This window comes from Cupriavidus sp. 207A1 (assembly GCF_057798955.1).
On the sequence record NZ_JBYOJO010000019.1, the window covers coordinates 101444 to 124811 of the forward strand.

The 23368-nt window shown below is 68.7% G+C and carries 14 protein-coding genes; 2 read left to right on the forward strand and 12 right to left on the reverse strand.

The window, feature by feature from the left end; translation table 11 throughout:
• Positions 1 to 10: 10 nt before the first annotated feature.
• Complete coding sequence (locus tag AC3FMM_RS27705; protein WP_488687755.1) at positions 11 to 1177, reverse strand: pyridoxal-phosphate dependent enzyme; 1167 nt, start codon at positions 1175 to 1177, stop codon at positions 11 to 13.
• Positions 1178 to 1284: 107 nt separating this feature from the next.
• Between AC3FMM_RS27705 and AC3FMM_RS27710 the strand changes: the two genes are divergently transcribed.
• A complete protein-coding gene (locus tag AC3FMM_RS27710) occupies positions 1285 to 2196 on the forward strand; it encodes a LysR family transcriptional regulator (protein WP_116314092.1) in 912 nt (303 codons plus the stop codon).
• A 25-nt stretch (positions 2197 to 2221) separates the two neighbouring features.
• On the opposite strand, the gene AC3FMM_RS27715 is transcribed toward AC3FMM_RS27710, so the two are convergent.
• The 9 genes from AC3FMM_RS27715 to AC3FMM_RS27755 all read right to left on the reverse strand — a co-directional run bounded on the left by AC3FMM_RS27715 (position 2222) and on the right by AC3FMM_RS27755 (position 17431).
• The gene (locus AC3FMM_RS27715; protein ID WP_488687756.1) at positions 2222 to 5530 is read right to left on the reverse strand and encodes a hybrid sensor histidine kinase/response regulator; all 3309 of its coding nucleotides are present in this window, start codon (positions 5528 to 5530) and stop codon (positions 2222 to 2224) included.
• A 53-nt stretch (positions 5531 to 5583) separates the two neighbouring features.
• Positions 5584 to 6285 carry a response regulator transcription factor gene (locus tag AC3FMM_RS27720; protein WP_326348278.1) on the reverse strand — a complete coding sequence of 234 codons (702 nt, stop codon included), beginning with the start codon at positions 6283 to 6285 and terminating at the stop codon, positions 5584 to 5586.
• 196 nt (positions 6286 to 6481) lie between these two features.
• Entirely contained in the window at positions 6482 to 7126 is a 645-nt protein-coding gene (locus AC3FMM_RS27725; protein WP_062803507.1) for a response regulator, read from the reverse strand.
• Positions 7127 to 7259: 133 nt separating this feature from the next.
• A complete protein-coding gene (locus AC3FMM_RS27730) occupies positions 7260 to 10664 on the reverse strand; it encodes an ATP-binding protein (protein ID WP_488687757.1) in 3405 nt (1134 codons plus the stop codon).
• Between the two features lie 172 nt (positions 10665 to 10836).
• A complete protein-coding gene (locus AC3FMM_RS27735) occupies positions 10837 to 13422 on the reverse strand; it encodes a fimbria/pilus outer membrane usher protein (protein WP_488687758.1) in 2586 nt (861 codons plus the stop codon).
• Between the two features lie 145 nt (positions 13423 to 13567).
• Positions 13568 to 14326 (reverse strand): fimbria/pilus periplasmic chaperone, encoded by a 759-nt coding sequence (locus tag AC3FMM_RS27740; protein WP_115713750.1) that lies wholly within the window; start codon positions 14324 to 14326, stop codon positions 13568 to 13570.
• A gap of 135 nt (positions 14327 to 14461) precedes the next feature.
• Positions 14462 to 15010: a fimbrial protein gene (locus AC3FMM_RS27745; RefSeq protein WP_115713751.1), complete on the reverse strand. Its 549-nt coding sequence runs from the start codon at positions 15008 to 15010 to the stop codon at positions 14462 to 14464.
• Positions 15011 to 15305: 295 nt separating this feature from the next.
• Complete coding sequence (locus AC3FMM_RS27750; RefSeq protein WP_115683481.1) at positions 15306 to 16715, reverse strand: sensor histidine kinase; 1410 nt, start codon at positions 16713 to 16715, stop codon at positions 15306 to 15308.
• The gene (locus AC3FMM_RS27755; RefSeq protein WP_488687759.1) at positions 16712 to 17431 is read right to left on the reverse strand and encodes a response regulator transcription factor; all 720 of its coding nucleotides are present in this window, start codon (positions 17429 to 17431) and stop codon (positions 16712 to 16714) included. The genes AC3FMM_RS27750 and AC3FMM_RS27755 overlap by 4 nt, the downstream gene beginning before the upstream one ends.
• Positions 17432 to 17676: 245 nt before the next feature.
• On the opposite strand from AC3FMM_RS27755, the gene AC3FMM_RS27760 reads away from it, so the two are divergent.
• Positions 17677 to 19665 carry a ligand-gated channel protein gene (locus AC3FMM_RS27760; protein WP_473704813.1) on the forward strand — a complete coding sequence of 663 codons (1989 nt, stop codon included), beginning with the start codon at positions 17677 to 17679 and terminating at the stop codon, positions 19663 to 19665.
• A 294-nt stretch (positions 19666 to 19959) separates the two neighbouring features.
• On the opposite strand, the gene treF is transcribed toward AC3FMM_RS27760, so the two are convergent.
• The gene (gene treF / locus AC3FMM_RS27765) at positions 19960 to 21753 is read right to left on the reverse strand and encodes an alpha,alpha-trehalase TreF (RefSeq protein ID WP_115713755.1); all 1794 of its coding nucleotides are present in this window, start codon (positions 21751 to 21753) and stop codon (positions 19960 to 19962) included.
• 128 nt (positions 21754 to 21881) lie between these two features.
• Positions 21882 to 23306, reverse strand: coding sequence for a multidrug transporter subunit MdtD (gene mdtD / locus AC3FMM_RS27770; RefSeq protein ID WP_115683485.1), 1425 nt, complete (start codon positions 23304 to 23306; stop codon positions 21882 to 21884).
• Positions 23307 to 23368: the final 62 nt, after the last annotated feature.

Genomic DNA, 23368 nt, shown 5'->3' on the forward strand with positions numbered 1-23368 from the left:
GTGTTTGAAATCATGCCTGGCCCGGATCGCGGTCGCCGCGCGCGGTCAGCATCAGCATCACGGCTTCGGTCAGGTCGATGCGCCCGTCGGCGCGTAGTGACTGCGCCGCGGCAAGGCCGGCGCCGGCGCACAGTTCGACCCAGAATCCCGCGGCCGCAAGATGGCGGGTGCCATCGCGTGCCGCCGCATCGTCGACCACCACCGCGCCGCCGCCCGAGCGCCTGACCGCAAGGACCTGTTGGGCGGTCACGGTGGAGCCGGCGGTGGAGAACTGAATCGTCGTGCCGGCGAAGTCGGACTGCTGCGACGCTCCTGCCAGCACGCGCGACAGCCGTGGAAACGGCTCGACCGCCCAGAGGCGCGGCAGCTTCGGCAGGTGCCCCAGCGCAACCAGGTCCCGCAGCGCGCTATAGATGCCCCACAGCAGGTCTCCGCGCGCGGTCGGCACGATCACATGGTCGGGCCGGCACCCTTGCGCCACCCATTCCAGCGCAACGGCCCGGTAGCCTTCCACGCCGAATACCGGGCTGCCCACCGCCGGCACGCTGTAGTTGGTCAGCGCGAAGGCACCGTCGTCCCGGACGCGCCGGCGCACATGCGCCCAGCGCGCATGGCCGTTATCGCAGATGACGCGCCGTGCGCCGTAATGGCGTAACGCGGCGTCGAATACGGCGGGCAGCGCCTGGTAAGTCGCAACTTCGCAGTCCAGCCCCGCGGCAGCGCAATAGGCCGCCGCTGACACCGCGGCATTGCCGCTGGATGCCAGCACCACCTCGCGCGCGCCGATATCGAGGGCCCGGCTGACGGCCTGCGCCGACATGCGGTCCTTGTGCGATCCGGTCGGGTTCGCCCCTTCGTTCTTGATCCAGACCGACGCCACGCCGGCCAGCGACGCCAAGGCTGGCACCGGGAGGCAAGGCGTCGCGCCCTCCCCAAGGGATACACCGTCCAGGTAGGGCTGCCAGCGCCCCCATGTATAACTTCCGCTTTTCGGTGCAAAATTCAGTGCCTGGGCGTCGTAGACCGCTTCGAGGCTGCTTGGATGACCGGCGGCGGCGCAGGCCGGGCAGCCTTCCGGCATGTCGCCGAGCGCATAGCGGGCGTGGCAGGTGATGCATCGCAGCGCCTGCATGGCCGGGTTGATAAGCGGTTGGGTCGGATTGCCGCGGGCGCGCATGGTAAAGGCTGATGGCCGGAGTGGAAGTGGCTCGAGTCTATGCCAGGCCACGATCCCGTGGCGCAGGCGCGCCGATGATCGACTTAAGTAAAACTTATAGGGTAGAGATGGAGACAGCCGCCGATTCAGGCATCAGCGCCCGCCAGGTCGAGGTGTTCCGCATGGTCATGCGCCTGGGCTCGGCGCGGCGCGCCGCCGAAGCCTTGCATATCAGCCAGCCCGCCGTGACGCAGATCGTGCTGCAGCTTGAAAAGGCTGCGCGGCTGAGGCTGTTCGACCGCAGCAAGGGGCGCATGGTGCCGACACCCGAGGCGGCATCCTTGATGGATGAAGTCGAACGCGTCTATGTCGGCCTCGACGCCGTGCAACGCCGGATCGATCAATTGCGCGCGCATGAGGATACGGTGCTGCGCGTGGGGGTGTTGCACGCCATGGCGTCCAGCGTGATGCCGGCGGCGGTGGCGGACTTCGTCCACAGCTATCCGCGCGTTCGTTGCCAGCTTGAGGTCGACAGCTCCCGCGGCCTGCGCGAGCGCTTGCTGCAGCGCGAACTCGATATCGCCTTCATGGGCGACGAAGCGGACACCAGCGGCCTGACCGCTTCCGAGTTCTACGCGGTGCAGGCCGTCTGCGTCGCGCCGGCAACGCATCCGTTCGCCGCGCGCGCGAAAGTGGGAATCGAAGACCTGGTCGACGTGCCGCTGATCGGCCTGGACGCCGCCGATCCCGCGCAACGCCGGCTGCAGGCGTGCTTTGCCGAACTTGGCATCGCGCCGCGCTTCGTGGCGACGACCCCGTACAGCCATACGCAATGCTCGCTGGCCCTGGCCGGTGCCGGCCTGGCGATCACCAATCCCCTCGTCGCCCGTACCTATGTGGCGCTCGGGCTGCGCAGCGTACCCCTGAGCGCGCCGATTCGATTCCGCGCCATCCTGGCCTTCCATCCGGGCCTGGGACAATCGACCGCTGCACAGCAGTTTGTCAGCCTGTGCCGCCAGCGCCTGGCCGATCTGCAGTGATGCACGCAGGGCCGCCGCGTCTTTGTCAGGCGGCGTGGCTGCCGCACTGCGCCTCCAGTCGCTCCGCCAGCTGCTCCAGTTCGGCGTGGATGGCTTGCCAGTCGGCGCCGACGGCGGCCAGCCCGGCGCGCCGCACGGTCTGTTCCAGCCAGCGGCAGGCCTGGCTCTGCACCGGATGGCCCATCACCGACAGTGCGCCGGCAAGCCCATGCAGGCGCTGGGCGAAGGTGTCGGCATCGCCGGCGCGCAGCGCTTCGGCCAGCGCGCGCTGGTCGCTGCGCAACGCATCCGCATGCAGCACGGCGCCGCCGGCTTTCAGGTCGGGCACCGTGCGTGCGGACACGCGGGTGCCGGAAATCTCTTCGAGCAGCTCGCGCAGCGTCGCCAGGCCGACCGGCTTGGTCAGGCAGCGGTCGATGCCGGCGTGCCGGCAGCGCTCGGCCACATCGGGTCCCACGCTCGCCGTGATGGCGACGATGGGCATGGCATGTCCCGCCTCGCGCAGGCGCCGCGCCAGCGTGAAGCCGTCCATGCCCGGCATCTGCAGGTCGGTCAGGATCAGGTCGTAGTGCCGGCCCGACGCCAGCGACAGCGCTTCGGGACCGTCGTGGGCCAGGTCGACCGATTGGCCCAGGCTTTCCAGCTGCTCGCGCATGACCACCTGGTTGATGGGATGGTCCTCCACCAGCAGCAGGGCCAGCTGCGCAGCGGGCGCCTCGGCACGCGCCGGCGCGCTGGCGGGCCCCTCGTCCACCTCCGCACCCGCCGCGGCCGCGATGGCCGCGACCAGGCCCTGCCAGGCATAAGGCGAGGCCACCACCGGGGTCTGGGTCAGGTCCGGCGCGATCGGTGCCAGCGCGGAAATCACCACATCGGCATCGGGGCAGGCCGACAGCGCCTCTTCGTCGCAGACCAGCACGTCGACCGGCGTCACCGGCGGCGCGCCGGGATCGTACCGGACCGCGCGTGCGCCGTAGTACCGCAGCAGCTGCTCGACGCCCTGGTAGAGCTCCTGCAAGGTCACGTTCAGGCCGACGGTCAAGCCGCGCAGCCCGGCCTGCAGCCAGGGCTCCGCGGGCGCCGGAATGCCGGCGCTCGCCAGCGGCAGGCTGACGATGAAGCAGCTGCCCAGGCCCGGCTCGCTGACCACGCGGATCTCGCCGCGCATCAGCTCGACCAGCCGCCTGCAGATCGACAAGCCTAGCCCCGTGCCGCCGTAGTGGCGCGTATCGGGCTGCTCGGCCTGCACGAACGGCTCGAACAGGCGGCGCTGGTCGTGCGCCGCAATGCCGATGCCGGTATCGACCACACGGATTTCGACGCCTTCGGCGCCGCCGCCCTGTGCAAGCCGCATGCGCCTGGCCGTGACGATCACCTTGCCCTGTTCGGTGAACTTGACCGCGTTGCTGACCAGGTTGTTCAGGATCTGTTCCAGCTTGACCACGTCGGCCATCACCGGCTCGGACAGCGACGGATCGTTGATGCACAGCAGGCGCAGGTGCTTGCGCGCGGCTTCGGCGGCAAAGCCCCGGGTCACTTCCTCGACCACCTCGTCGAGCCGGCACGGCCGCGGCTGCAGCGACATTTGCCCGGCCTCGATCTTGCTGAAGTCGAGCACGTCGTTGATGATGTCGATCAGCGATTGCGAGGCGTGCTGCATCACGGCAAGCTGGTCGCGCTGGCGAGGCTCGAGCCGGGTCAGGCTCAGCAGTTCGATGCTGCCCAGCATGCCGTTGAGGGGGGTGCGGATTTCGTGGCTCATGGTTGCCAGGAACGCGGACTTGGCCCGGTTGGCGGCATCCGCCGCGCGGATGGCCTCTCGCAGGCGCGCCTCGCCGCGCCGCACCTCGGTGACGTCGTTGAGCGCGCACAGCAGCGCCGAGCGCACCTCGTAGGTGATCTGCACCAGGCGGACCTCCAGATAGCGCGTCTCGCCATTGCTGCAGGCCATGTCGACGTCGAAGCAAGGCAGCACCTGCGGCGGGCCCTCGGCACTGGCATCGCAGCTCGCCAGGCGCGCTTCGCAGGCGCCCTGCAGTTGCGCCAGGCCGGCAGGCGTGGCCTGGTCGATGAGCACCTGGGCCGCGGCATTGGCCAACAGCACCTGGCGCGTGTTGCGTTCGACGATCATCAGGCCCACGCCCGCCACCTCGATCACGAAGCGACCCAGCGCATCGCTCTCCTGCAAGCGCCGGGACTGGCGCTGCGCCGGCCGCATGATGCGCCGGTCGATCAGCCAGATCCACGCGAAGATCAGCAGCGACAGCGAACCGGTCAGCCCCACCATCCACAGCGTGTTCTCCCGGAACTGCCGCCACACGCGGCCAAGATCGACCACGCTCACGGTGCGCCAGCCCCAGGCGTCGAGCGGATAGTCCAGCACCACCACGTGCCGCAGCAGCTCGTACCGCACCAGCGATGAACGCACCGTGCCCGGCCGCGCGCCGCCGGCCGCCAGCGCCGCGGCGACGGGCGCCGCGAGCGGGCCGGCCGGCATGCCGTCGGCGCCCAGCACCATGCCGGCATCGGTCAGCAGCATGAAGTCGCCATCCTCGGCCGGGTCGTCGGGGAGCATCGGGGACAGCGGGAACTCCATCGCCAGCACCGCGGCCGGCTCGCCGCCGTCCTGCACCAGCGTGGCAAAGGTGACCGTGCGGATGCCGCTGATCCAGTCCTGCGCCGGCGGCAGCATCACCGCCTGGCCCGGACGGGCACGCAGGCGCGCCAGCAGCGCATCGTTGCGCAGCCGCTGCAGGGTGTCGCGCAGGAAGACCTGGCGCGCGTCGTCGCGCTGCAGCAGCATGCGCGCCGGATTCAGCCGGCGCGGAATGACGTACAGCTGGTCGGCGTGCAGGTCGATCAGGTAAGCGCTCTGCACATCGCGGTATTGCAGGTTGTTGACGCGGAAGGTGAACGTCATGACGTGAGCCAGGTCCTTCAGCCGCTTGCCAGGCTGACTGGCGGTCGCGGGCGGCACCAGCAACGCGATGTAGGGCCGGTCGCCGCGGCGCTGCAGGCGCTCGGACCATTGCGCGTCGCTGACCGCCGCGACATCGTCGGCGAGGCCGATATCGGACAGCCGCGCCAGCGATCCCTGCGCGCGCACGGTCAGCGCCTCGGCAAGGTGCAGCGTGGACTGCAGCTGTTCGGACTGCGCGTGCAGCACCATGCCCTGCCGGTCGATCGCCTCGCGCAGGCGGTAATGGAGCAGCACGCCCCAGGACAATACGGTCAGGCCCACCACGCAGGCCGAGAACAGATAGACCAGATAGCGGATCTGGCGAATGCTCAACGGCAATGCGGCGCTGGTGTCGGCCGGCATCAGCCTTTTCATTGCTTACCTCGTAATCACGTCGACCGGCCCGGGCGCTTGCTGCGCCGGGCTTCTCACAACATGCCGCGCTGGATGGCGAAGGCGGCGAGCTCGACATCGTTGTCGGCACCGACCTTGCGCATGACGCTCTGCTTCTGCGTACTGATGGTCTTGACGGTGCGCCCGGTCCGCACCGCGATTTCGGTCACGGACAGGCCTGACAGATAGAGCCGCAGCACTTCGCTTTCGCGGGTGGTGAGCAGTTCGGCCCAGTCGTCGAAGTCGCCGAGGCCGCGGCAGCGCCGGCCCCAGATCAGGTCACAGGCGATGTCCGACACCGAAGCCAGATCCAGGTGTGCCATCCGCACCGCCTTCACGACCTCGTCGGCGTGGTCACGGGCGGTCACGACATTGCGGCAGCCATCCTTGATCAGTTGCAGCACGCCGGCGCGGTCCGCGATATTGGCAATGGCGACCACGCGTTGCCGGCCCAGCGCGGCCAGCCGCGCACCCAGGCGGGCGTAGCTGCCGCAACGCGCATCGTTGCCGGTGCCGAGCGGGAACCGCAGCGCCACCACATCGCAGACGCCATGCCCCAGCGCCTGCACCAGGCCGCGCTCGTCGCCGACCATGCCTGACACCTCGATGCAGGCGCTGGCCGCGAGCCGCCGGCCCAACAGCCGCCGCGCCACAGGTTGCGAGTCCGCGACGATCACCCGGATTTTTTCCATGACCGCTTTACGCTCCAGCGTTGTCCCGGTCTCAGGATGGGCCATGCGCCTGGCTTTCGAAATCAGCCAAGCCTGAAATGTCCGCGGTATTTTCTGATCAGCTGCTGCCGAGGGGCCGCGCGGCCGAGCGCAGGCCGGCAATAACGCGAGTCAGCGCCCGCGCGCAAATCGGCAGTGAAAAAGAGAAAGGGAGGAAGAGAGAAAGAAGGGAAGCCTGACCTGGGTGTTCACGCGGCTGCGATTATCCCGCGCCGCCAAGCAGGCCGTTGGTGCGGGCATATTCGTAAAGCTCATAATCGTTTGCCAGACCCAGCTTTTTCATGGCAATGCTTTTTTGCGCGCTGATGGTCTTGCTGCTGCGATTGGCCTGACGCGCAATCTCGATGACCGGCACGCCGGCCGCGCATTGGCGGATCACTTCGAGTTCCCGGCGCGTCAGGATCGGCCGACGCGACAGTTCATCGAGCCCGCCCGAGGCGAGAATGGCGCGCACCGAGGCCGGCTGGTAGCTCAGTCCGCTGAACGCGGCGCGCACCGCGGGAATCAGTTCCTGGACCGGATCGGTCTTGTTGAGGATCACCGAAATGCCGACCTTCTGGATATTGCGGATCAGCGCCGGATTATCGAGCATGGTCATCACCACGATGCGCGTGGTGGGATAGCGGCGCCGCAACATCTGCAGCATCGGCAGGCCGTCGCCAAACTGCCCGCCGGGCATGGAGTAATCGGTGACGATGACGTCGCAGTCGGTGCTTTCGAGCAACGCCACCAGTTGCGTCGAATTGGTGGCGCTGCCCACGACCTGCATGCCCACTTCAAGCGCCAGCACACGACTCATGCCGTCCAGGACGACGGGGTGGTCATCGGCGATGATTATCTTGATCATTGTTACCCCCTGATTTTTCGGTTCCGTGGCCACGCAGCGGTGCCCCGCGGAACTGAGCCGGTATTGCAATACCGGTCATCTTGGCTGACTTGAATATTAGGAGTTCTCCGAAAAACCCGAATTAAGGTATTCCTTAAATAGTACTCCGCCAATCGCCAGGATGGCCGTTCCGGCTGCCGCTGTTGCTGCCGCCGTTGCTACCGTTCTGGCTGCCCTTCTGTTCGCTTGCCGGATCGTCGGACCCCTCGAAGTACGCTGCAAGATACAAGGCCAGGTTGTCGACATGGGCCTGCACGGCCTGCTGCGCCTGCGCCACATCCAGTTCCAGTTCCCGGCACAACGCGACGATTTCTTCGCCGTCCTCGGCCAGCGCCATGGCGCCGCGCATGCGGTGGGCGTGGTGGCGGAGCGCCTTCCATTCCCCGCGGCGCGCGGCGGCGGACAGCGCCGCGAAATCTTCGCGCATGGTATGCGCCAGCAGCGCCAGGCTGGCGGCGCTGTCAGGGATTCGTGGCAAGCCGGCTTCGTCGTCGGCGGGTCGCATCGGTGCGGCGGCATGCTCGGGCAGCACCGCTCGCAGGCACTCGGCCAGGGGACCGAGCAAGACGGGCTTGGACAGGTAACGGGCCATGCCGGCTTCCAGGCAGCGCTCCGCCTCGCCCTGCGCGATGCTTGCGGTCAGCCCGACGATCGGCACGGTCGACCCTTGCGCGCGCAGCCTGCGGCAAAGTTCGTTGCCGTCCATGCCCGGCATGTGGACGTCGGTGAGCACCAGGTCGAACTTGCGCTGCTGCCACAGCGCCAGCGCTTCCTCGCCACCGCTCGCCAGCGTGGCGCGGCAGCCCAGGCGGTCGAGCTGCTGCTGCATCAGCAGCCGGTTGTAGGGATGGTCGTCCACCACCAGGATCTCCATGCCCAGCTGCGGCACGGGCTCGGCGGCCGTCGCCGCTGGCGGTGCGCTCGCCGGCGTCATGCCGGCGGCCAGGCACAGTGCGCGCAGGATGCCGGCCTGGTGGTAGGCGCTGACGAGCCAGCTGCCGCCGACGAGCTGCGGTTCGACCGGGCCATCGGCACGTCCGAACACCACGCCGGCATAGCCTTGCGGAATCGCCGCGATACGACGGGTGGCGACGAAAAGCACCATGCCGGGTTGCGACGCCGGCCCGTCGCAGGGGGTCGCCTCGCACCCCGTCGCGCGCAGGGTCTCGATGGCATGGTTGCGGATCTCGTCGTCCTCGGTCAGCACGGCCACCGGCGGCAGCACCGGCTCCAGCGCCGTGCGCGGCCCCGCTTGCGGCAGGCGCAGCAAGACCCGGAACACGCTGCCCTTGCCGGGCTCGCTGTGCACGGAAACGCTGCCATCCATCAGCGCGGCCAGCCGCCGGCAGATCGACAAGCCCAGGCCCGTGCCGCCATAGCGCCTGGCGGTGGACGGGTCGGCCTGCACGAACGGCTCGAACAGTTTTTCCTGAACCTCGGGCGCGATGCCCGGCCCGGTATCCGCGACCTCGAGTTGGATCGTGATCCTGCCATCGGCATCGGCGGTCTCCGGCACGGCGGCCACCTCGCCTTGAGGCGCTCGTCCCAGGCGCACGATGACATGGCCTGTGGCGGTGAACTTCAGCGCATTGCCGATCAGGTTGCCGATGATCTGGCGCACGCGCACGGGGTCGCCGGCCAGGCACGGCAGGCCCGGCTCCGGATAGCACGACAGCGCAATCCCCTTTTGCAGTGCGATCGGCGCGTGCGCCCGCACCGTCGATTCGAGCAGGTCGACCGGGTCGAACGGCACGCTGTCCAGCTGCATCTGGCCCGCTTCCGCGCGCGAGTAATCAAGCAGGTCGTCCAGGATCTGCAGCAGCACCTGCGACGAAGACTGGATGGTCGACAGCATCTCGCGCTGGCTATGCGCAAGGCTGGTCAGCGACAGCAGTTCCAGCGTGCCCAGCATGCCGTACAACGGCGTGCGGATCTCATGGCTCATGGTGGCAAGGAAGCGCAGCTTGGCGGCGCTGGCCTCGTCCGCAAGCTGGCGGGCGCGGGCCAGCTTGCGATTCGCCTCGCGTTCTTCCGTGACATCATGGATCGCGCACAGCAACACGTCCTCCCCTTCGAAGCGGGTACGGCGGCCGACCACCAGCACGTCGCGTGCACCGCCGGCGCCCGCCGGTACCCGCACCTCGAGCCGCACGGGGGTTTCGCCGCGCCGCGCCAGGATGGCGTCGAGCCAGGGCCGGCCTTGCGTGCGCGCATCGAGCGGCAGCCATTGCGCGGCCAGCGCGTTCTCGGCGCGCACATGCGCATCGGCGGTGCGCACCACCCGCAGGCCTACCGGCGCGGCCTGCATCACGGTGCGGTTGAAGCGCTCGCTGTCTTCGATGCGCTCGGCGTTGCGCTGCATCGGCACCAGCACCCGGCGCCGGACCATGCGCGCGCCTTGCAGCACCGCGGCGACGCCGAGCCCATAGAGCAGCAGCGCCACGCCCAGCGCCAGCCCGTGGTCGGCCAGGCCTCGCGACAGCGGATAGGCATAGGCCGCGCGCCAGCCGTGGTCGCGCGCCATGCTGCCGATCATCAGGCTGCCTTGCTCGAACCAGTAGGCCACGCCCTGCTCGCCGGCGGCCAGCTCGCGCGCGACGCGGTCGCCCATGGCCTGCGTGTGCAGCCAGCCGGCATCGCGGCCCTGGAACAGCAGCTTGCCGCGCTCATCGAAGAACACGGCGCGCTTGCCCGATACCTGCTGCACCGCTTGGGTGGCCCCCGGCAGGCTGACATCGCCCATCAGGGCGCGGATCGGAATGGCGGTCGCGGTATAGCCGAGCAGCGTTCCGGTGGCGTTGCGAACGGGCAGGAAGCAGCTCAGCATGGTTTCCTGCCCGATCAGGCCCGGATAAGGACCGGCCCACAGCGGCGTGCCCGCCGGAGTCGAGGCCCGCGCCTCGCGCGACCGGCGCGCCAGCGCCTTGGCCCAGTTGCTGACGGCATCGGCAACCAGTGGCCCGCTCAGCGGCAGCGCCGCCGGCAGCGCGGGGGTCACCAGCGCCTCGCTGCCGTCAGCCATCAGAAACACCGAGCGCACGCCTTGCGGCGCCGTGCCCCAGTACGCGCGCTCGAAGATGGCAAAGCGGATGATGTGCGACACCGCCGCGGACCGGTCCGCGCCCAGCACCGGCGCCCCGCGCATCAGGGTGGCGGGATTGATCAGTCCGGGCAAGTCGACGGCTCTCGCACTGCCCGCGGGAACCGCCATCAGCGCGGCTTCCAGCTGGGTCGCGGGCCGGTCGCTGCGCACCAGCCGGTACTCGGGCCCTGTGATCTCGGCCATGCGCCGGATAAAGTACTCATGGGTGGCCTTGGCCGCCAGCACCGCGCCAAAGTGCTGGCGCGCGGCCCACGCCTGCTCCCATACGACGCGCTGGAACCGGCTATGCAGAAACAAGGCGAGGCACCCGCTGATGACCACGATCAGCAGGGCGGCAACGACGGTGAGAAGGCGACCGGGAAACTGCTTGTTTGCGCGAGACAGCCAATTGGGCATTGGCGAAACTCCTTCTCAGCAACCTGCCTGACGCGGCTCGGGAACCGGGCCGTCTTCCGGCGCCCGATGGCCGGGGAATTGCCTATGGATTATGCATCAACATCCCGGCTCTTCCTGGCACGCCGCCGTGTCGCGATGGCTGAGGCGCCATGGACGACGTCATGGTCGCGGGTCAGCGCGCCGCCGATGCCACGCAGGCCGCGTCAAGCACCGCCAACGGGTTGGCAGGGCGCGCCGTTTCCGGCGGCAGCGCATAGCGCAGCGCGCAAGAGGATTTCGCATCGCTGCCCCATTTGACCTGCAGTTCGCCGCTGTCCTGCTTCAGCCCGCGCACGATGATGCGCCCGCCCTGCCCGACGGTGCCCGCCGCCTGGCCATGCGCGTCGGTGACCTCGGCCCCGAACGGCAGCGGTGCCCCATCCGGGCCCATGACCCGCAGGATCGCGGCGCGCCCGGGGTTCTCGGTCTCGAACTTCATCTTCACGATGGCGCCCGCGGTGGGTGCGGTGTTCTGCTGCGTAGTCTTCAGCGCCACGCTGAGCGGCAGCCCCTTGGGATCGATCTCGATCTGGTTGCGCGAGAACGGCGTCAGGCTCGGCACGAGGGCGTGGCCCCACGGGTCCACGCGCAGGCCGCTGCCATTGGTCACGCGCGCGCCGGCTGCGTCCGCGGCCTCGATGATGGCCATGGTGTCGCCCGACATCGGCGTGAACGCCACGCCGCCGGCATAGGCAACGATGCCGCCGCTGATGCCGAAGCCGGCCTGCGAGTAGTTGCGGCCCTTGCTGGCGCTGGCGGTGACGGTGGCAAATGGCGACACATAGCCGGCGTTGGCGCCCACGGTGGCGGTGTCGGTGCTGTTGCCGCCGCCGGTGTAGCCGGCATTGATGCCGTAGGTGAAGGCGTTGTCGTCGCCGAGCGTGCCGGTCACCGATTCCTGCAGCGAGGTGCCGCCACTGGAGTCGTGCGACAGGCTGGTCATCGAATACGGCGCATGCTGGCCGCTGCCCAGCGGGATGCCCACCGTGAGCATCACCCGGTTATCCCATTTGCCGGCGTTGACGTTGAACTGGCGCGATGCCGAGATGCCGTAGTTGATGCGCTTGTAGCTGTTGTTGTAGCCGGCCTGGAACTGGGTGTCGCTGCCGCTGCGGTTCCAGTAGTTCTGCGTGGATCCGGTCAGGTAAAAGGAGCCGTAGCCTTGCGGCAGCATCTGGTTGATGGTCACCTGCAGCCGGCCGCGCTGGATCCCGCCCATGAACATGCCCGCGGCCATGCCGCGCTGTTCCAGGTCGCGCAGCGCCATGGCATCGGACATGCTGAGGTAGCCGCTGCTGGAGTAGCGGTAGGCGGCCAGGGTCAGGTTGGTGTTGGTCGGCGCCACCAGCTTGCTGTAAGACAGCCGCAGGCTCTGGCCGTCGCGGCCGCCCGCGTCCTGCAGCGTGGTCCAGGCTTGCGTGATGTCGGCACCGAAGGCGCCCAGGTCCGTGTTCAGCGCGCCGCCGCCCATCACCGCGGTGTAGTCCTGCGCCACGATAAAGCCGCCGTAGCCCGTCACCATATTGCTGATGCCATGCTGGACCGTGGCCTGCATCATCATCGGCCGGCTGTGGAGCGAGACATTGCGGTATTGCCCCACGGTAATGCTGTAGCGCGTGATGCCCGGGCGCAGCGCATTGACGGCCGCGGCAAAAGGCAGGCGCGAGATGCGCACGTTGCCGTCGGCTTCGGTGATCACCAGTTCGAGGTCGCCCCCATATCCGGTCGGATACAGGTCGGTAATCTCGAACGCACCGGGCGCGACCGTGGTTTCGTAAATGATGTTGCCGCTCTGGCGCACCTGCACCCGGGCATTGCTGTTGGCAATGCCGCGCACGACCGGCGCGTAGCCGCGTTGCGATTCCGGGTACATGCGGTCGTCGCTGGCAATCTGCACGCCGCGAAAGCCGAAGCTGTCGAACAGGGCCCCGTCGGTATAGGCCTCGCCGATCACCAGCTGGCTGCGGATCGGCGCCAGCGAGCGCTGCAGGCTGGTCTGCACGCTCTGGTAGCGGCCGCCCTCGAAATCGCCATGGGTCAGGTTGCCGACATGGCGGAAGCGCCAGCCGCCGAAGTTGAAGCCGGCGTTCAGCCCGACGTAGCTCTGCGTGGTCGAGAACCCGGCCGCATCCGAGTGGTAGACGTTGGCGTTGTACTGCAGCCGCGCCGCGGTGACGCCCTCGTCCCAGTACTTGGGATCGACATAGCCGCGCGCCGTGCGCGACATGGCAATCTGCGGCACGGACACGTCCAGCCGCTGCTCGCCGTTGTCGAAGCTGGCGGTGGCATCGGGCACCAGCTCGGGCAGCGCCACGCAGCCCGCCACCAGTTTTGCCGAGGCCTCGGGCGAGAGTTTCGACAGGTCGATGCCGATGCGCTCGACCGCGGTGCGGTCGAAGCAGGGCTGCACGTTGCGCGTATCGTCGCCGACCTGTCGCAGCGTCGCCTCGGTCCGGCCCAGCCAGGCATCGTTCACGTAGAGCTCTGCGCGATAGCTTCCGGGCAAGGCCACGTTGCCCTTGTTGAAGCGGCTCACGTCGATGCGGACGCCGCCCGGCTGCTGCAGGAAGGTGTCGTTGAACTCGACTTCGGCGAGCATGGTCGAAGCGCCGGGGCCGCCAACCGCTCCCCATGCATTCACGCTGGCAAACAAGGACAACACCACCGCGCTGGCCGGACGCAGCCGCGACGGGAACGACGAGGTCTTCTGGGTTTTCATGGTCTATGCCGGATAACTGGCACTGCGCGGGCAACACTTGCCCCTGCCGCCTGCGCGGCATCGTCAATCGAAGGCATTCAGCCTGGAGGTTCGCCGGGCGGCGCCCGGCGCTAGGTCAGCGCGAAATTCAGTGCGAAGTTCAGCGCTAAAGGGCCGGGGCGGTGCGGCTGTCGAGCGCGGCTTCGCCGCGGGCTGAGCCACCGTAGTCATTGATGGTGTTGAAGCGGACCGTGGCGTCCGGGCCTTGCGCCACCTCGCCGGTCAGCGGAAAGCTCTTGGTTTCGCCCGGCCCGATCATGCCGCCTTCTTCAAAGCGGGCGGTCCTGCCGCCGCCGACCAGTTCGATCCGGGAGAAGGAAACGTGATACGCGCTCGGGTTGCGGCCTTCCAGGGCAGGCTTGCCGCCGGCCTGGACCACGCGCCAGCGGATCATGGCCGGGGCTTCCTCGGCCGTTCCCTTCAGGCCGGCAGGACGAAAGAACAGCTTGATGCGTGAACGGAACGCCAGTTGCAGCTTGTTGGCATCGGCCTGGTCCGCGCCCGGCTTGGGGGGGATCTCCAGCACGTTGAGCCAGAACACGGATTCGCGGTCCTGCGCCAGCGGCTCGCCGGTGTAGAGGATGCGCAGCGTCTGGCCCTTGCCGGGGTCGATGCGCGACACCGGCGGCGTCACGGTGAACGGCACCTCGATGGCGGCGGGCGCGGCCTTGGGATCGCCCTTGTCGATCCACGCCTGCGTCAATGCGGGTGTCTTGCCTTCGTTGGTCAGCTTGATGGTGGTCTCGCTCTCCTGCGCGCGATAGATGACCCGGGTGCCGGCGATGACCACGGAGGCCTGCGCTTGCACTGCACTCAGGAGCCCCAGCGCAACAACGCCGGCGGAAATCAGGGACTTGATCGTCATGTTCTTGCTGGCAGCGGGCGACGGCTCGGGTGAACCGGCTGCCGGATGGGCCGCCAAAATGGTTTACCGGCGCGACGTCAGTTGGTGAAGGCGCGGAGCGCGCCGGTATCACGCTCCGCACCTGCGGCGCTGGGTTTACTCGTAGGAGATCGAGTACATCACGCTGGAGTTGGCGGCACCGGCCGTGGCCTGCCCAGTGGCGTAGTACTGCGCGTAGTACCACAGCGTGGCCGCGCCGTTGACGAGCGCCACCGCGTTCGAGTTTTGCGACAGATTGGTGTAGCCGGCCTTGATCGGAGTGTTGGCGGTGCCGCCATTCAGCAGCCGGATCTGCACGTTCGTGGCGCCGCCCGCATCCACGATCAGGTTGCCGGTGGTGGCATCGGTAGTCGGGCCGGCCTCGAAGAACGTATGGACGTTGCCGGTATCCGGAGTGCAATCGGTCAGCGCGATGTTGAACGGCGTCTGGCCGGCAACGTCGCCGAGCTGCTTCAGGGTCGAGGCGGAGACCGTCGGCAGCCGCACAGTAAAGTCGCTGAAGGTGGTGCCGTTGCCGTTGATCTTGCAGGTCTGGGCGGTGATGTTGCCATTGAAAGTAATGGTGCCATCGACGGCATGGGCAGACTGCGCGCCCATGGCGGTACCGGCAACGATCAGAGCGGCGAGAAGCTTGTTATTGGTCATGATGGGTGATTCAGAGGTTGGTAGGTCAATGGCTTGCGGATCCGGCGGATCCCGCCCTGCCCCGTGCCGCGTGCCACTGCCGATCAGCTTGTGCAGTGGCCGGCCGCCCCGGGGACAAGTGGAATATAGGGATGGGGCTTAATGCCACCAATCAGGCAAGCCTTAGATCTTGTTCGGAATTTTCCCTTTGACATGGGCAGGGTCAACCCATGATGCGTCGGCACCACCAGCGGCTGGCGTGGCGGCCAGCCAGCTCCCTGCAGGCCGCCCTGTTGCAGGGCCGGCGCCGCGCGCGTCAGGCCAGGCGCGGCAGGTGCACCGATACCGCCAGTCCGCGCGGCTGCGCATTGCGCGCGGATACCGTGCCGCCATGCGCGGCGATACCCGCCTGCGCGATACTGAGCCCGAGCCCTGCGCCGGCCGGATGGCCCGGGCCGCTGCGCACGCGATAGAACGGTTCGAACAGGCTTGCCAGCGCATCGGCCGGCACGCCGGGACCACCATCGACGATGTCGAGCCGGATCGCGTCCGCGTCAGCCCGCAGCGTCACGCTCACCGGCGCGGCCGGATCGGTGTACCGGATGGCATTGCGCAGGATATTCTCGATCGCGCTGCCCAGCGCCGCGGCATCGGCATCGAAGACCAGCTCGTCCGGCGCGGTCCAGTGGATCGCCACACCCCGGGCCGCGGCCTCGAAGCGGGCATCGGCGACGATCACGTCGACCAGATCGGCGAGGTCGACGGGGCTGCGCACCGGCGCCATCGCATGCAGCCGTGCCAGCTGCAGCGTGCGTTCGACCAGGGCATCGAGCCGCTCGGTCTCGCGCTCGATGCGATCGAACTGCAGCGCGAGCGTGGCATCGCGGCGGCGCGCCAGCTCCAGCGACAGGCGCAGCCGCCCCAGCGGCGAGCGCAGCTCATGCGCAATATTGCGCAGCAGCTGCTCGCGCCAGTCCACCAGGCGCTGCAGCTGATCGGCCATGGCGTCGAAATCTCGCGCGAGCTGGCCAAGCTCGTCGGCGCGGCGGGCCAGCACCGGCGGCGTGCGCGTGGCCAGCTCGCCGTCGGCGAGCGCCTGCGTGGCTTCGCGCAGGCGCCGCACCGGGCCGGCCACGTGCCGCGTCAGGGCCCAGCACAGCGGCGCCGACACCGCCAGCGCGAACAGGCCCAGCGCCAGCGCCACCGGCGACAGGTGCAGCACCTCCCAGCGCGACGAGTCGAACGGCAGGAACAGCAGCAGTACCTCGCTGCCGTCCGGCAGCGCGATCGGTTGCGGGTCCCACCACGACACGCGCGCGCCGGGCCGCGGCACGTGCTCGACCGCATGGCCGATCATGCCCGCGCGCCACATCGGCACGATGCGGTCGGCCACATGGTTACGCAGCCGCGTCGGCAGTTGCCGGCCCAGCATGTCCCGCAGCGCGTCGTCGACGATATAGACGTCCAGCGCCGAGTCATGCGAATCCATCGCCCGCAGCCAGCGCCGCAGGCCTGGACGCCCCTGGGTCCGCGCCACCTCGAGCGCGTCTTCGGTGAGCGCGGCGGGGCTCAGGCCGTCAAGCGCCTCGAAGCGGTACCAGGCCACCGCGGCCGTCAGCGCCATGCCGATGCCGACGATCGCGGCCATGCCCAGCCAGAACGCCAGGAAGTTGCGCCAGAACAGCGGCAGCGGGAACAGCGCGCGCATGCGGCGCCAGCCGTTCACGGCGCCTGCACCAGCAGGTAGCCCTGGCCGCGCAGGTTGCGGATCCGCAGCGGCGACGAGGAGGCGTCGAGCGCCAGCTTGCGGCGCAGCGCGCTGACGTGGGTGTCGAGGCTGCGGTCGTAGCGCTCCGGAGCGCGTCCCAGCGCGAAGCGCCCGATTTCTTCACGCGTCACTACCCGGCCGGCCGAGCGCATCAGGATTTCCAGCACGCGCTGCTCGGCGCCGGTCAGCGTGGCCAGCGCCGGTCCGTGCATGGCTTCGCCGGAGGCCAGGTTCAGGCGCAGCGCGCCGGCCTCCAGCCACGGGCTGGCGCCGGTGGCCGGCGTGGCGCGCTGGAACCGGCGCAGCACCGCGTGCATGCGCGCGCGCAGTTCGCGCGGGCTGAAGGGCTTGCTCAGGTAGTCGTCGGCACCGAGCTCGAGCCCGAGCACGCGGTCGGTCTCGTCGCCATGCGCGGTAAACATGATCACCGGGCGCTGCGAGCGCGCGCGGTGCAGCCGCAGCAGCTCCAGGCCGTTGCCGTCGGGCAGCATCAGGTCCAGCAGCGCGACATCGAAGTCATTGCGGGCCAGCAGGGTCTCGCCCTGCTCGCGGGTGTGCGCCAGCGTGACGGTGCAGTGGTCGGGCTCCAGGTATTCGCGCAGCATCTGCGCCAGTTCCAGGTCGTCGTCGATCAGCAGCACGCGCGCGGGCGGCGTGTGAGAGCAAATCAGCATGCAGCTTGCCGGGGCCCTGGCGGGCGAGGAGTAGTCCGCCGGCCTCCGGTTCCGTCAAGAAACGTCAAGAAAACAAAAGCTTTCCAAAGTGACTGGTTAGCAATTTGCATCCCCGATTCTAATATGAGAATGATTGTTATTTGCATACAGCGGGGAAAATAATGAAGGACAGGCAGGCCGCCGGAAGCGGGTGGGCATTGAAGGCGGCAGCACGGGCAGTGGTTGGGACGGCAGCATCGGGGGGCATGCCGCGGGGTCAATGGATGACCGGGCTGGCGGCAATATGCGCGGCGTCGGGCATGACCGGGGCGTGGGCCCAGGCGCAGGAAGCCAAGACGGAAGCCACCCTAGCCACCGTGGTGGTGACCGCGGCGGGCAGCGCGCAGGATATCCGCGATGCACCCGCGTCGATCAGCGTGGTCACGCGTTCGGACCTGGAAAACAAGGCTTACCGCGACCTCAACGACGCGTTGGTGGAAGTGCCGGGCGTGATCGTCAGCGGCGGCGGCGACCGCACCGATATCAGCCTGCGCGGCATGGGCGCCAAGTACACCCAGGTGCTGATCGACGGCAAGCGCCAGAGTTCGCGCGAGACCCGCACCAACTCCGACTCGTCGGGCGTCGAGAGCAGCTGGACCCCGCCGCTCGCCGCGATCGAGCGGATCGAGGTGGTGCGCGGCCCGATGTCGTCGCTGTATGGCTCCGATGCCATGGGCGGCGTGGTCAACATCATCACGCGCAAGGTGCCGAAGCAATGGACCGGCGAGCTGCGCGGCGATGCCACGCTGCAGCAGCACAGCGACTCGGGCAACCAGTACCAGGGCAACTTCTACCTGGCCGGCCCGCTCAAGAGCGACCTGCTGGGGCTGCAGCTGTACGGCCAGAGCACGCACCGCATCGAAGACGACATCGATTACGGCTTTCGCGGCCGCCGCGCCGAGAGCCTGACCGCCAAGCTGGCGCTGACACCCACGCGCCAGCACGACATCGTGTTCGAGGCCACCGGCATGCGCCAGCAGCGCAGCGAGACCGTGGGCAAGACCGTGCCGCCGCTGCCGCCCGGCACGCCGTGCCCGCGCACCGGCTGCCCCACCTCGTCCGAGACCGACTACCGCAGCGAGAAGTACGCGTTGTCGCATACCGGCCGCTGGGGCTTTGGCGTCTCCGACAGCTATATCCAGCAAGAGGAGTTCGACAACCGCAGCCGCCGGATGAAAATCAAGAACCTGGATGCGCGCACCAGCTGGGCCATGCCGCTGGGCAACCACATGCTGTCGGTCGGCGCCGAATACCTGAACCAGCGCCTGAACGACCAGACCGGCAACCAGATCGCGGGCGGCCCGAACCGGGTCGAGCGTTACCAGTGGGCCCTGTTTGCCGAGGACGAATGGCGCCTGGCGCAGAGCTTTGCACTGACCGGCGGCGTGCGCATGGACCATGACCAGAACTTCGGCCAGCACTACAGCCCGCGCCTGTACGGCGTCTGGCACGCGGCCGAGCGCTGGACCGTGAAGGGCGGCGTGTCCACCGGCTTCCGCGCGCCGGACCTGCGCCAGACCGTCGCCGGTTGGGGGCAGACCAGCCGCGGCGGCAACATGTACGGCAACCCGGACCTGAAGCCCGAGACCATGGTGTCGCAGGAACTGGGCCTGCTCTACGACAAGGGCAACGGCCTGCAGGCCGGCGTGACGCTGTTCAACAATGACTTCAAGGACAAGATCACGCGCGTGGCCTGCCCGCTCACGCAATGCACTGATGGCCCGAACCAGTTCGGCGCCGCCCCGACCACGTACATGAACGTGGACCGCGCCTACTCGCGCGGCGTGGAAGCCAGCCTGCGCTGGCCCATCGCGCAAGCGTGGTCGCTGACCGGCAGCTACACCTACACCCGCTCGGAACAGAAAAGCGGCCAATACCAGGGCCAGCCACTTAACCAGTTGCCGATGCACCTGCTGGTGGCCACGCTGAACTGGCGCCCGTCGGAAAAGCTCAACGCGTGGGCTCGCGTCAACTACCGCGGCAAGGAAAGCCAGCCGATCACCGGGCCGTCTTCCAGCACCGTGGTGGCGCCGTCTTACACCTTCGTCGACCTCGGCGCGACCTATGCGGTCACCAAGAACGTGTCGGTGTTCGCCGGCATCTACAACCTGTTCGACAAGCAGGTGAACTACACCGACTACGGCTATGTCGAGGACGGCCGGCGCTACTGGATGAGCGTGGCGGTGAAGTTCTGAAGGATGGGTTTAGGGGTTGTGGCACGGTACGCGTCGCCGCTCGCTTGGCGCTGACATGTCTCGGCCTCCGAGGGGGTTGAAGTCTCGACTTCGTTGAGGCTCCCGCCCTCTCCCCCGCCCCTCTCCCGCAAGCGGGAGAGGGGAGCAAACAAGCGGGAGGGAGACATCCTTTGGTCTCGCCCGCGTCGGCGCCGTGCGAGCGCAGCGACGCACTCCGTGCCAGCGGAACCAGGCGGTTCAAAAGCCGACAGCATGTCACCAACAGCGACCAATTACCACCGCGCGACGGTACGCTCACCTCGAAGCCCCCACGCCATCCGCGCGGCACGTTGCCGGCACCTCGCCGTAGCGTGCCATCAGCGCACCGGCCACCGCATTGGTCCAGCCAAAGCCGTCCTGCAGCGGATACTCGCCGCCGCCCCCGCCGTGGGCAGCGCCTTCGATACGCCGGATGCGGTATTTCTCGACCAGCTTGCATTCGTGCGTGTACAGGCTGGCGACGGTAGCCAGCCAGCGCCGCGCAATCTCGCCTGCGAGGGCATCGTGGCCATAGCGCTCCAGCCCGCACACCGCCAGCCACTGCAGCGGCGCCCAGCCATTGGGATGGTCCCATTGCTGCCCCGAGGTGCACTCCGTCGTGGCCAGGCCGCCGTCAACCAGCAGCCGGTCCTGCACAGCCCGCGCCACCCCTTGCGCCTGCGCCGGACTGGCCAGGCCGAGATAGAGCGGCATCACGGTAGCCGCGGTCAGGTACCGGCGCGGCGCGCCGCGGCACCAGTCGTAATCGATGAAGACACCCGCGGCGCCGTCCCACAGGTATTGCAGGATGGCCGCCTCGCGCCGCTGTGCCGCGGCGCGGTAAGCCTCGGCCGCGGCATCGCCGGCCTGCTCGCACAGCGCCGCCAGCCGCGTTTCCAGGTGCCACAGCAGCGCATTGAGGTCGACCGGCAGCATCGCCGTGGTGCGGATGGTGGCCAGGTCGGCGGGCTGGCCGGCGCGCGGATCTGGCGCATCGAGCCAGCGCGAGCTGAAGTCCCAGCCCGACTCCGCCGCGGCACGCAGGTCGCGGAACACCATATGGTGCGGGCGGCCGCTGCGCAGCGCGGTCTCCATGTCTTCCAGGAAGGCCTCCTCGCGCGGCCATGGGCGGTCGTCCCAGTAGCGGTTGAGCAGCGCGCCGTCGGGCAGGCAGACCACGCGGCGGTGCGCGTGGCCGGGACACAGGCCGTCGGCGCCGTCCATCCAGAACGCATATTCGCGGCGCAACTGCGGCAGGAAGTCGAGCGCGCCGGCCAGTTGCTCGCGCTCGAGCAGGTCCACCATCAATGCAAAGACCGGCGGCTGCGAGCGGCTCAGGTAGTAGTTGCGGGTGCCGTTCGGCACCAGCCCGTAGGTGTCGAGCAGGTAGGCAAAATTCCGCGTCATCTCCACCATCAGGTCGCCGTGCCCGCTGCGGGCCAGCCCCTGCATGGTGAAGTAGGAATCCCAGTAATAGAGTTCACCGAAGCGCCCGCCCGGCACCACGTAGCGGTGCGGCAGCGGCAACAGCGACGACAGCGGCGGATGGGCCACGGGCGCACGCGTCAGCACTGGCCACAGCCCGTCGATATGCTCGCGCAGGGTGCTGGCCGGATCGGATACGTAGTGGCTGTCCGGCACGGTGGCGCGGGTGAAGTACGCCTGCACGAAATCCGCCAGCGAGAAGCCCGGCGTGTCGCGGGTCTCGCGATAGCGCGCCACGATCTGGTCCGGGTCGCAGTTGGGAATGCAGTCAGGGAAGGTCTTGCTGTCGGCGAACAGGCCGCTGTGCTGGACGTCGACGAACAGTTCGCAATAGCGTGCCGCCGGCGACAGCATGTCGGCGCAGGCGCAGCCCGGCAGCGCGTGCGGCGGCGGGCAGTCGCGGTGCGTGATCCAGGCGGGCTGCGCCGCCGCATGGATCTTGCCGGGCGCCGCGGCCGGTCCGGCCACGGCGCCGGCCCCGTCGGGCGTGGCCGGGGCGCTGCGCGGCACCGTGCTGCCGCTTGCGGCGGCGCCGGGCGATGGCGGTACCGCGGGTTCGGAATCGGGCTTGCCGGTTGGCCGCATGGACGCCTCCTTGTACCGGCCGCGCCGGCTCCGATGGGATAGAAATAGGAGCCGCGGCGCGCACGGTAAGTTCGCCGCCGCCACGCAAAGCGGCGCATGTGCCACGCCGGGGCAAGCCCGGGCGCGCGCTACACCTCCTTCTCGCCGTGTTGCACCGGAATCGCCGGCGCCGGCTCGCGCACGCCCAGCTGCATGAAGATCCAGGCCGACGCGCAGGTGATCAGCCCCATGCAGATAAAAGTCGCATGGAAGGCCGGCAGCACCGCCGCGGGATCCCCGCCAAAGCGGTGCTGGAACGTCGCCAGCAACGCCCCCGCCGCGGTTACGGCCAGGCTCATCGACAGCATCTGCACCATCGACAGCATGCTGTTGCCGCTGCTGGCGCCGGCGCCGCTGAGGTCCTTCAGCGTGACCGTGTTCATCGCCGTGAACTGGATCGAATTGACCATGCCGAACAATGCCAGCAGCGGCACCAGCAGCCACAGCGGCAGCTGCGGCGTGATCAGCGCGAAGGCCGCCATCACCACGCCCACCACGAAGGTGTTCGACACCAGCACGCGCCGGTAGCCATGGCGCTGGATCAGCCGTGTGGCGAGCCGCTTGGACGCCATGCCGGCTGCGGTGACCGGCAGCATCATCAGGCCTGCATCGAACGGCGCATAGCCCAGGCTGACCTGCAGCGTCAGCGGGATCAGGAACGGCATCGAGCCGTTGCCGATGCGCGCGAACAGGTTGCCCAGCAGCCCGACGCTGAAGCTGTGGATGCGGAACAGCCGCAACGGGAACAGCGGCTGCTTGCGGCGGTTGGCATGCAGCCCGTAGGCGGTCAGTGCGGCCATGCTGGCGATCAGCAGCATCAGCACGGTGGCGTGCTGGAAGCCCAGCCCGGCCAGGCCGTCGAGCGAGAACGACAGCGCCAGCATGGCGGTGGCCAGCAGCAGGTAGCCAGCGATGTCGAAGCGGCCGACGCCGGCCAGCCGCGCATTGGGCATGTAGCGCACGGTGGCCAGCGCCCCCAGCACGCCGACCGGCACGTTGATCAGGAAGATCCAGTGCCAGGACAGCGCCTGGGTCAGCCAGCCGCCCAGCGTGGGCCCGATCAGCGGGCCGATCATGCCGGGGATGGCGACGAAGCTCAGCGCCTGCAGGTACTGCTCGCGCGGGAAGGTGCGCAGCACCGAGAGCCGCCCCACCGGCAGCAGCATCGCGCCGCCCACGCCCTGCACCACGCGCGCGCCGATCAGGAAGTTCAGCGTCGGCGCGTAGGCGCACAGCAGCGAGCCCGCCACGAACAGCGCGATCGCGGTCTGGAAGATGGTGCGGGTGCCGAAGCGGTCGGCCAGCCAGCCCGAGGCCGGGATGATCACCGCCATCGTCAGCGAGTAGGCGATCACCACCGACTGCATCCGCAGCGGGCTCTCGCCCAGGCTGTGCGCCATCGACGGCAGCGCGGTATTGACGATGGTCGAGTCCAGCGTCTGCATGAAGAAGCCGACCGCCACCACCCACAGCATGATGCGGCGGGTGCGGTCGTCGGGCGCGGGCGAGGTCATGGTGCGGCTCCGGGTCCGGCCGGCGCCGCGCTGACCCGCGCGCCGGCCAAAGCCAACACCTT

Bases quoted from the DNA above. Each gene is read 5' to 3' on its own strand.
- AC3FMM_RS27705 (WP_488687755.1), bottom strand. From the start codon at position 1,177: ATGCGCGCCCGCGGCAATCCGACCCAACCGCTTATCAACCCGGCCATG.
- AC3FMM_RS27710 (WP_116314092.1), top strand. From the start codon at position 1,285: ATGGAGACAGCCGCCGATTCAGGCATCAGCGCCCGCCAGGTCGAGGTG.
- AC3FMM_RS27715 (WP_488687756.1), bottom strand. From the start codon at position 5,530: ATGAAAAGGCTGATGCCGGCCGACACCAGCGCCGCATTGCCGTTGAGC.
- AC3FMM_RS27720 (WP_326348278.1), bottom strand. From the start codon at position 6,285: ATGGCCCATCCTGAGACCGGGACAACGCTGGAGCGTAAAGCGGTCATG.
- AC3FMM_RS27725 (WP_062803507.1), bottom strand. From the start codon at position 7,126: ATGATCAAGATAATCATCGCCGATGACCACCCCGTCGTCCTGGACGGC.
- AC3FMM_RS27730 (WP_488687757.1), bottom strand. From the start codon at position 10,664: ATGCCCAATTGGCTGTCTCGCGCAAACAAGCAGTTTCCCGGTCGCCTT.
- AC3FMM_RS27735 (WP_488687758.1), bottom strand. From the start codon at position 13,422: ATGAAAACCCAGAAGACCTCGTCGTTCCCGTCGCGGCTGCGTCCGGCC.
- AC3FMM_RS27740 (WP_115713750.1), bottom strand. From the start codon at position 14,326: ATGACGATCAAGTCCCTGATTTCCGCCGGCGTTGTTGCGCTGGGGCTC.
- AC3FMM_RS27745 (WP_115713751.1), bottom strand. From the start codon at position 15,010: ATGACCAATAACAAGCTTCTCGCCGCTCTGATCGTTGCCGGTACCGCC.
- AC3FMM_RS27755 (WP_488687759.1), bottom strand. From the start codon at position 17,431: ATGCTGATTTGCTCTCACACGCCGCCCGCGCGCGTGCTGCTGATCGAC.
- AC3FMM_RS27760 (WP_473704813.1), top strand. From the start codon at position 17,677: ATGCCGCGGGGTCAATGGATGACCGGGCTGGCGGCAATATGCGCGGCG.
- treF (WP_115713755.1), bottom strand. From the start codon at position 21,753: ATGCGGCCAACCGGCAAGCCCGATTCCGAACCCGCGGTACCGCCATCG.
- mdtD (WP_115683485.1), bottom strand. From the start codon at position 23,306: ATGACCTCGCCCGCGCCCGACGACCGCACCCGCCGCATCATGCTGTGG.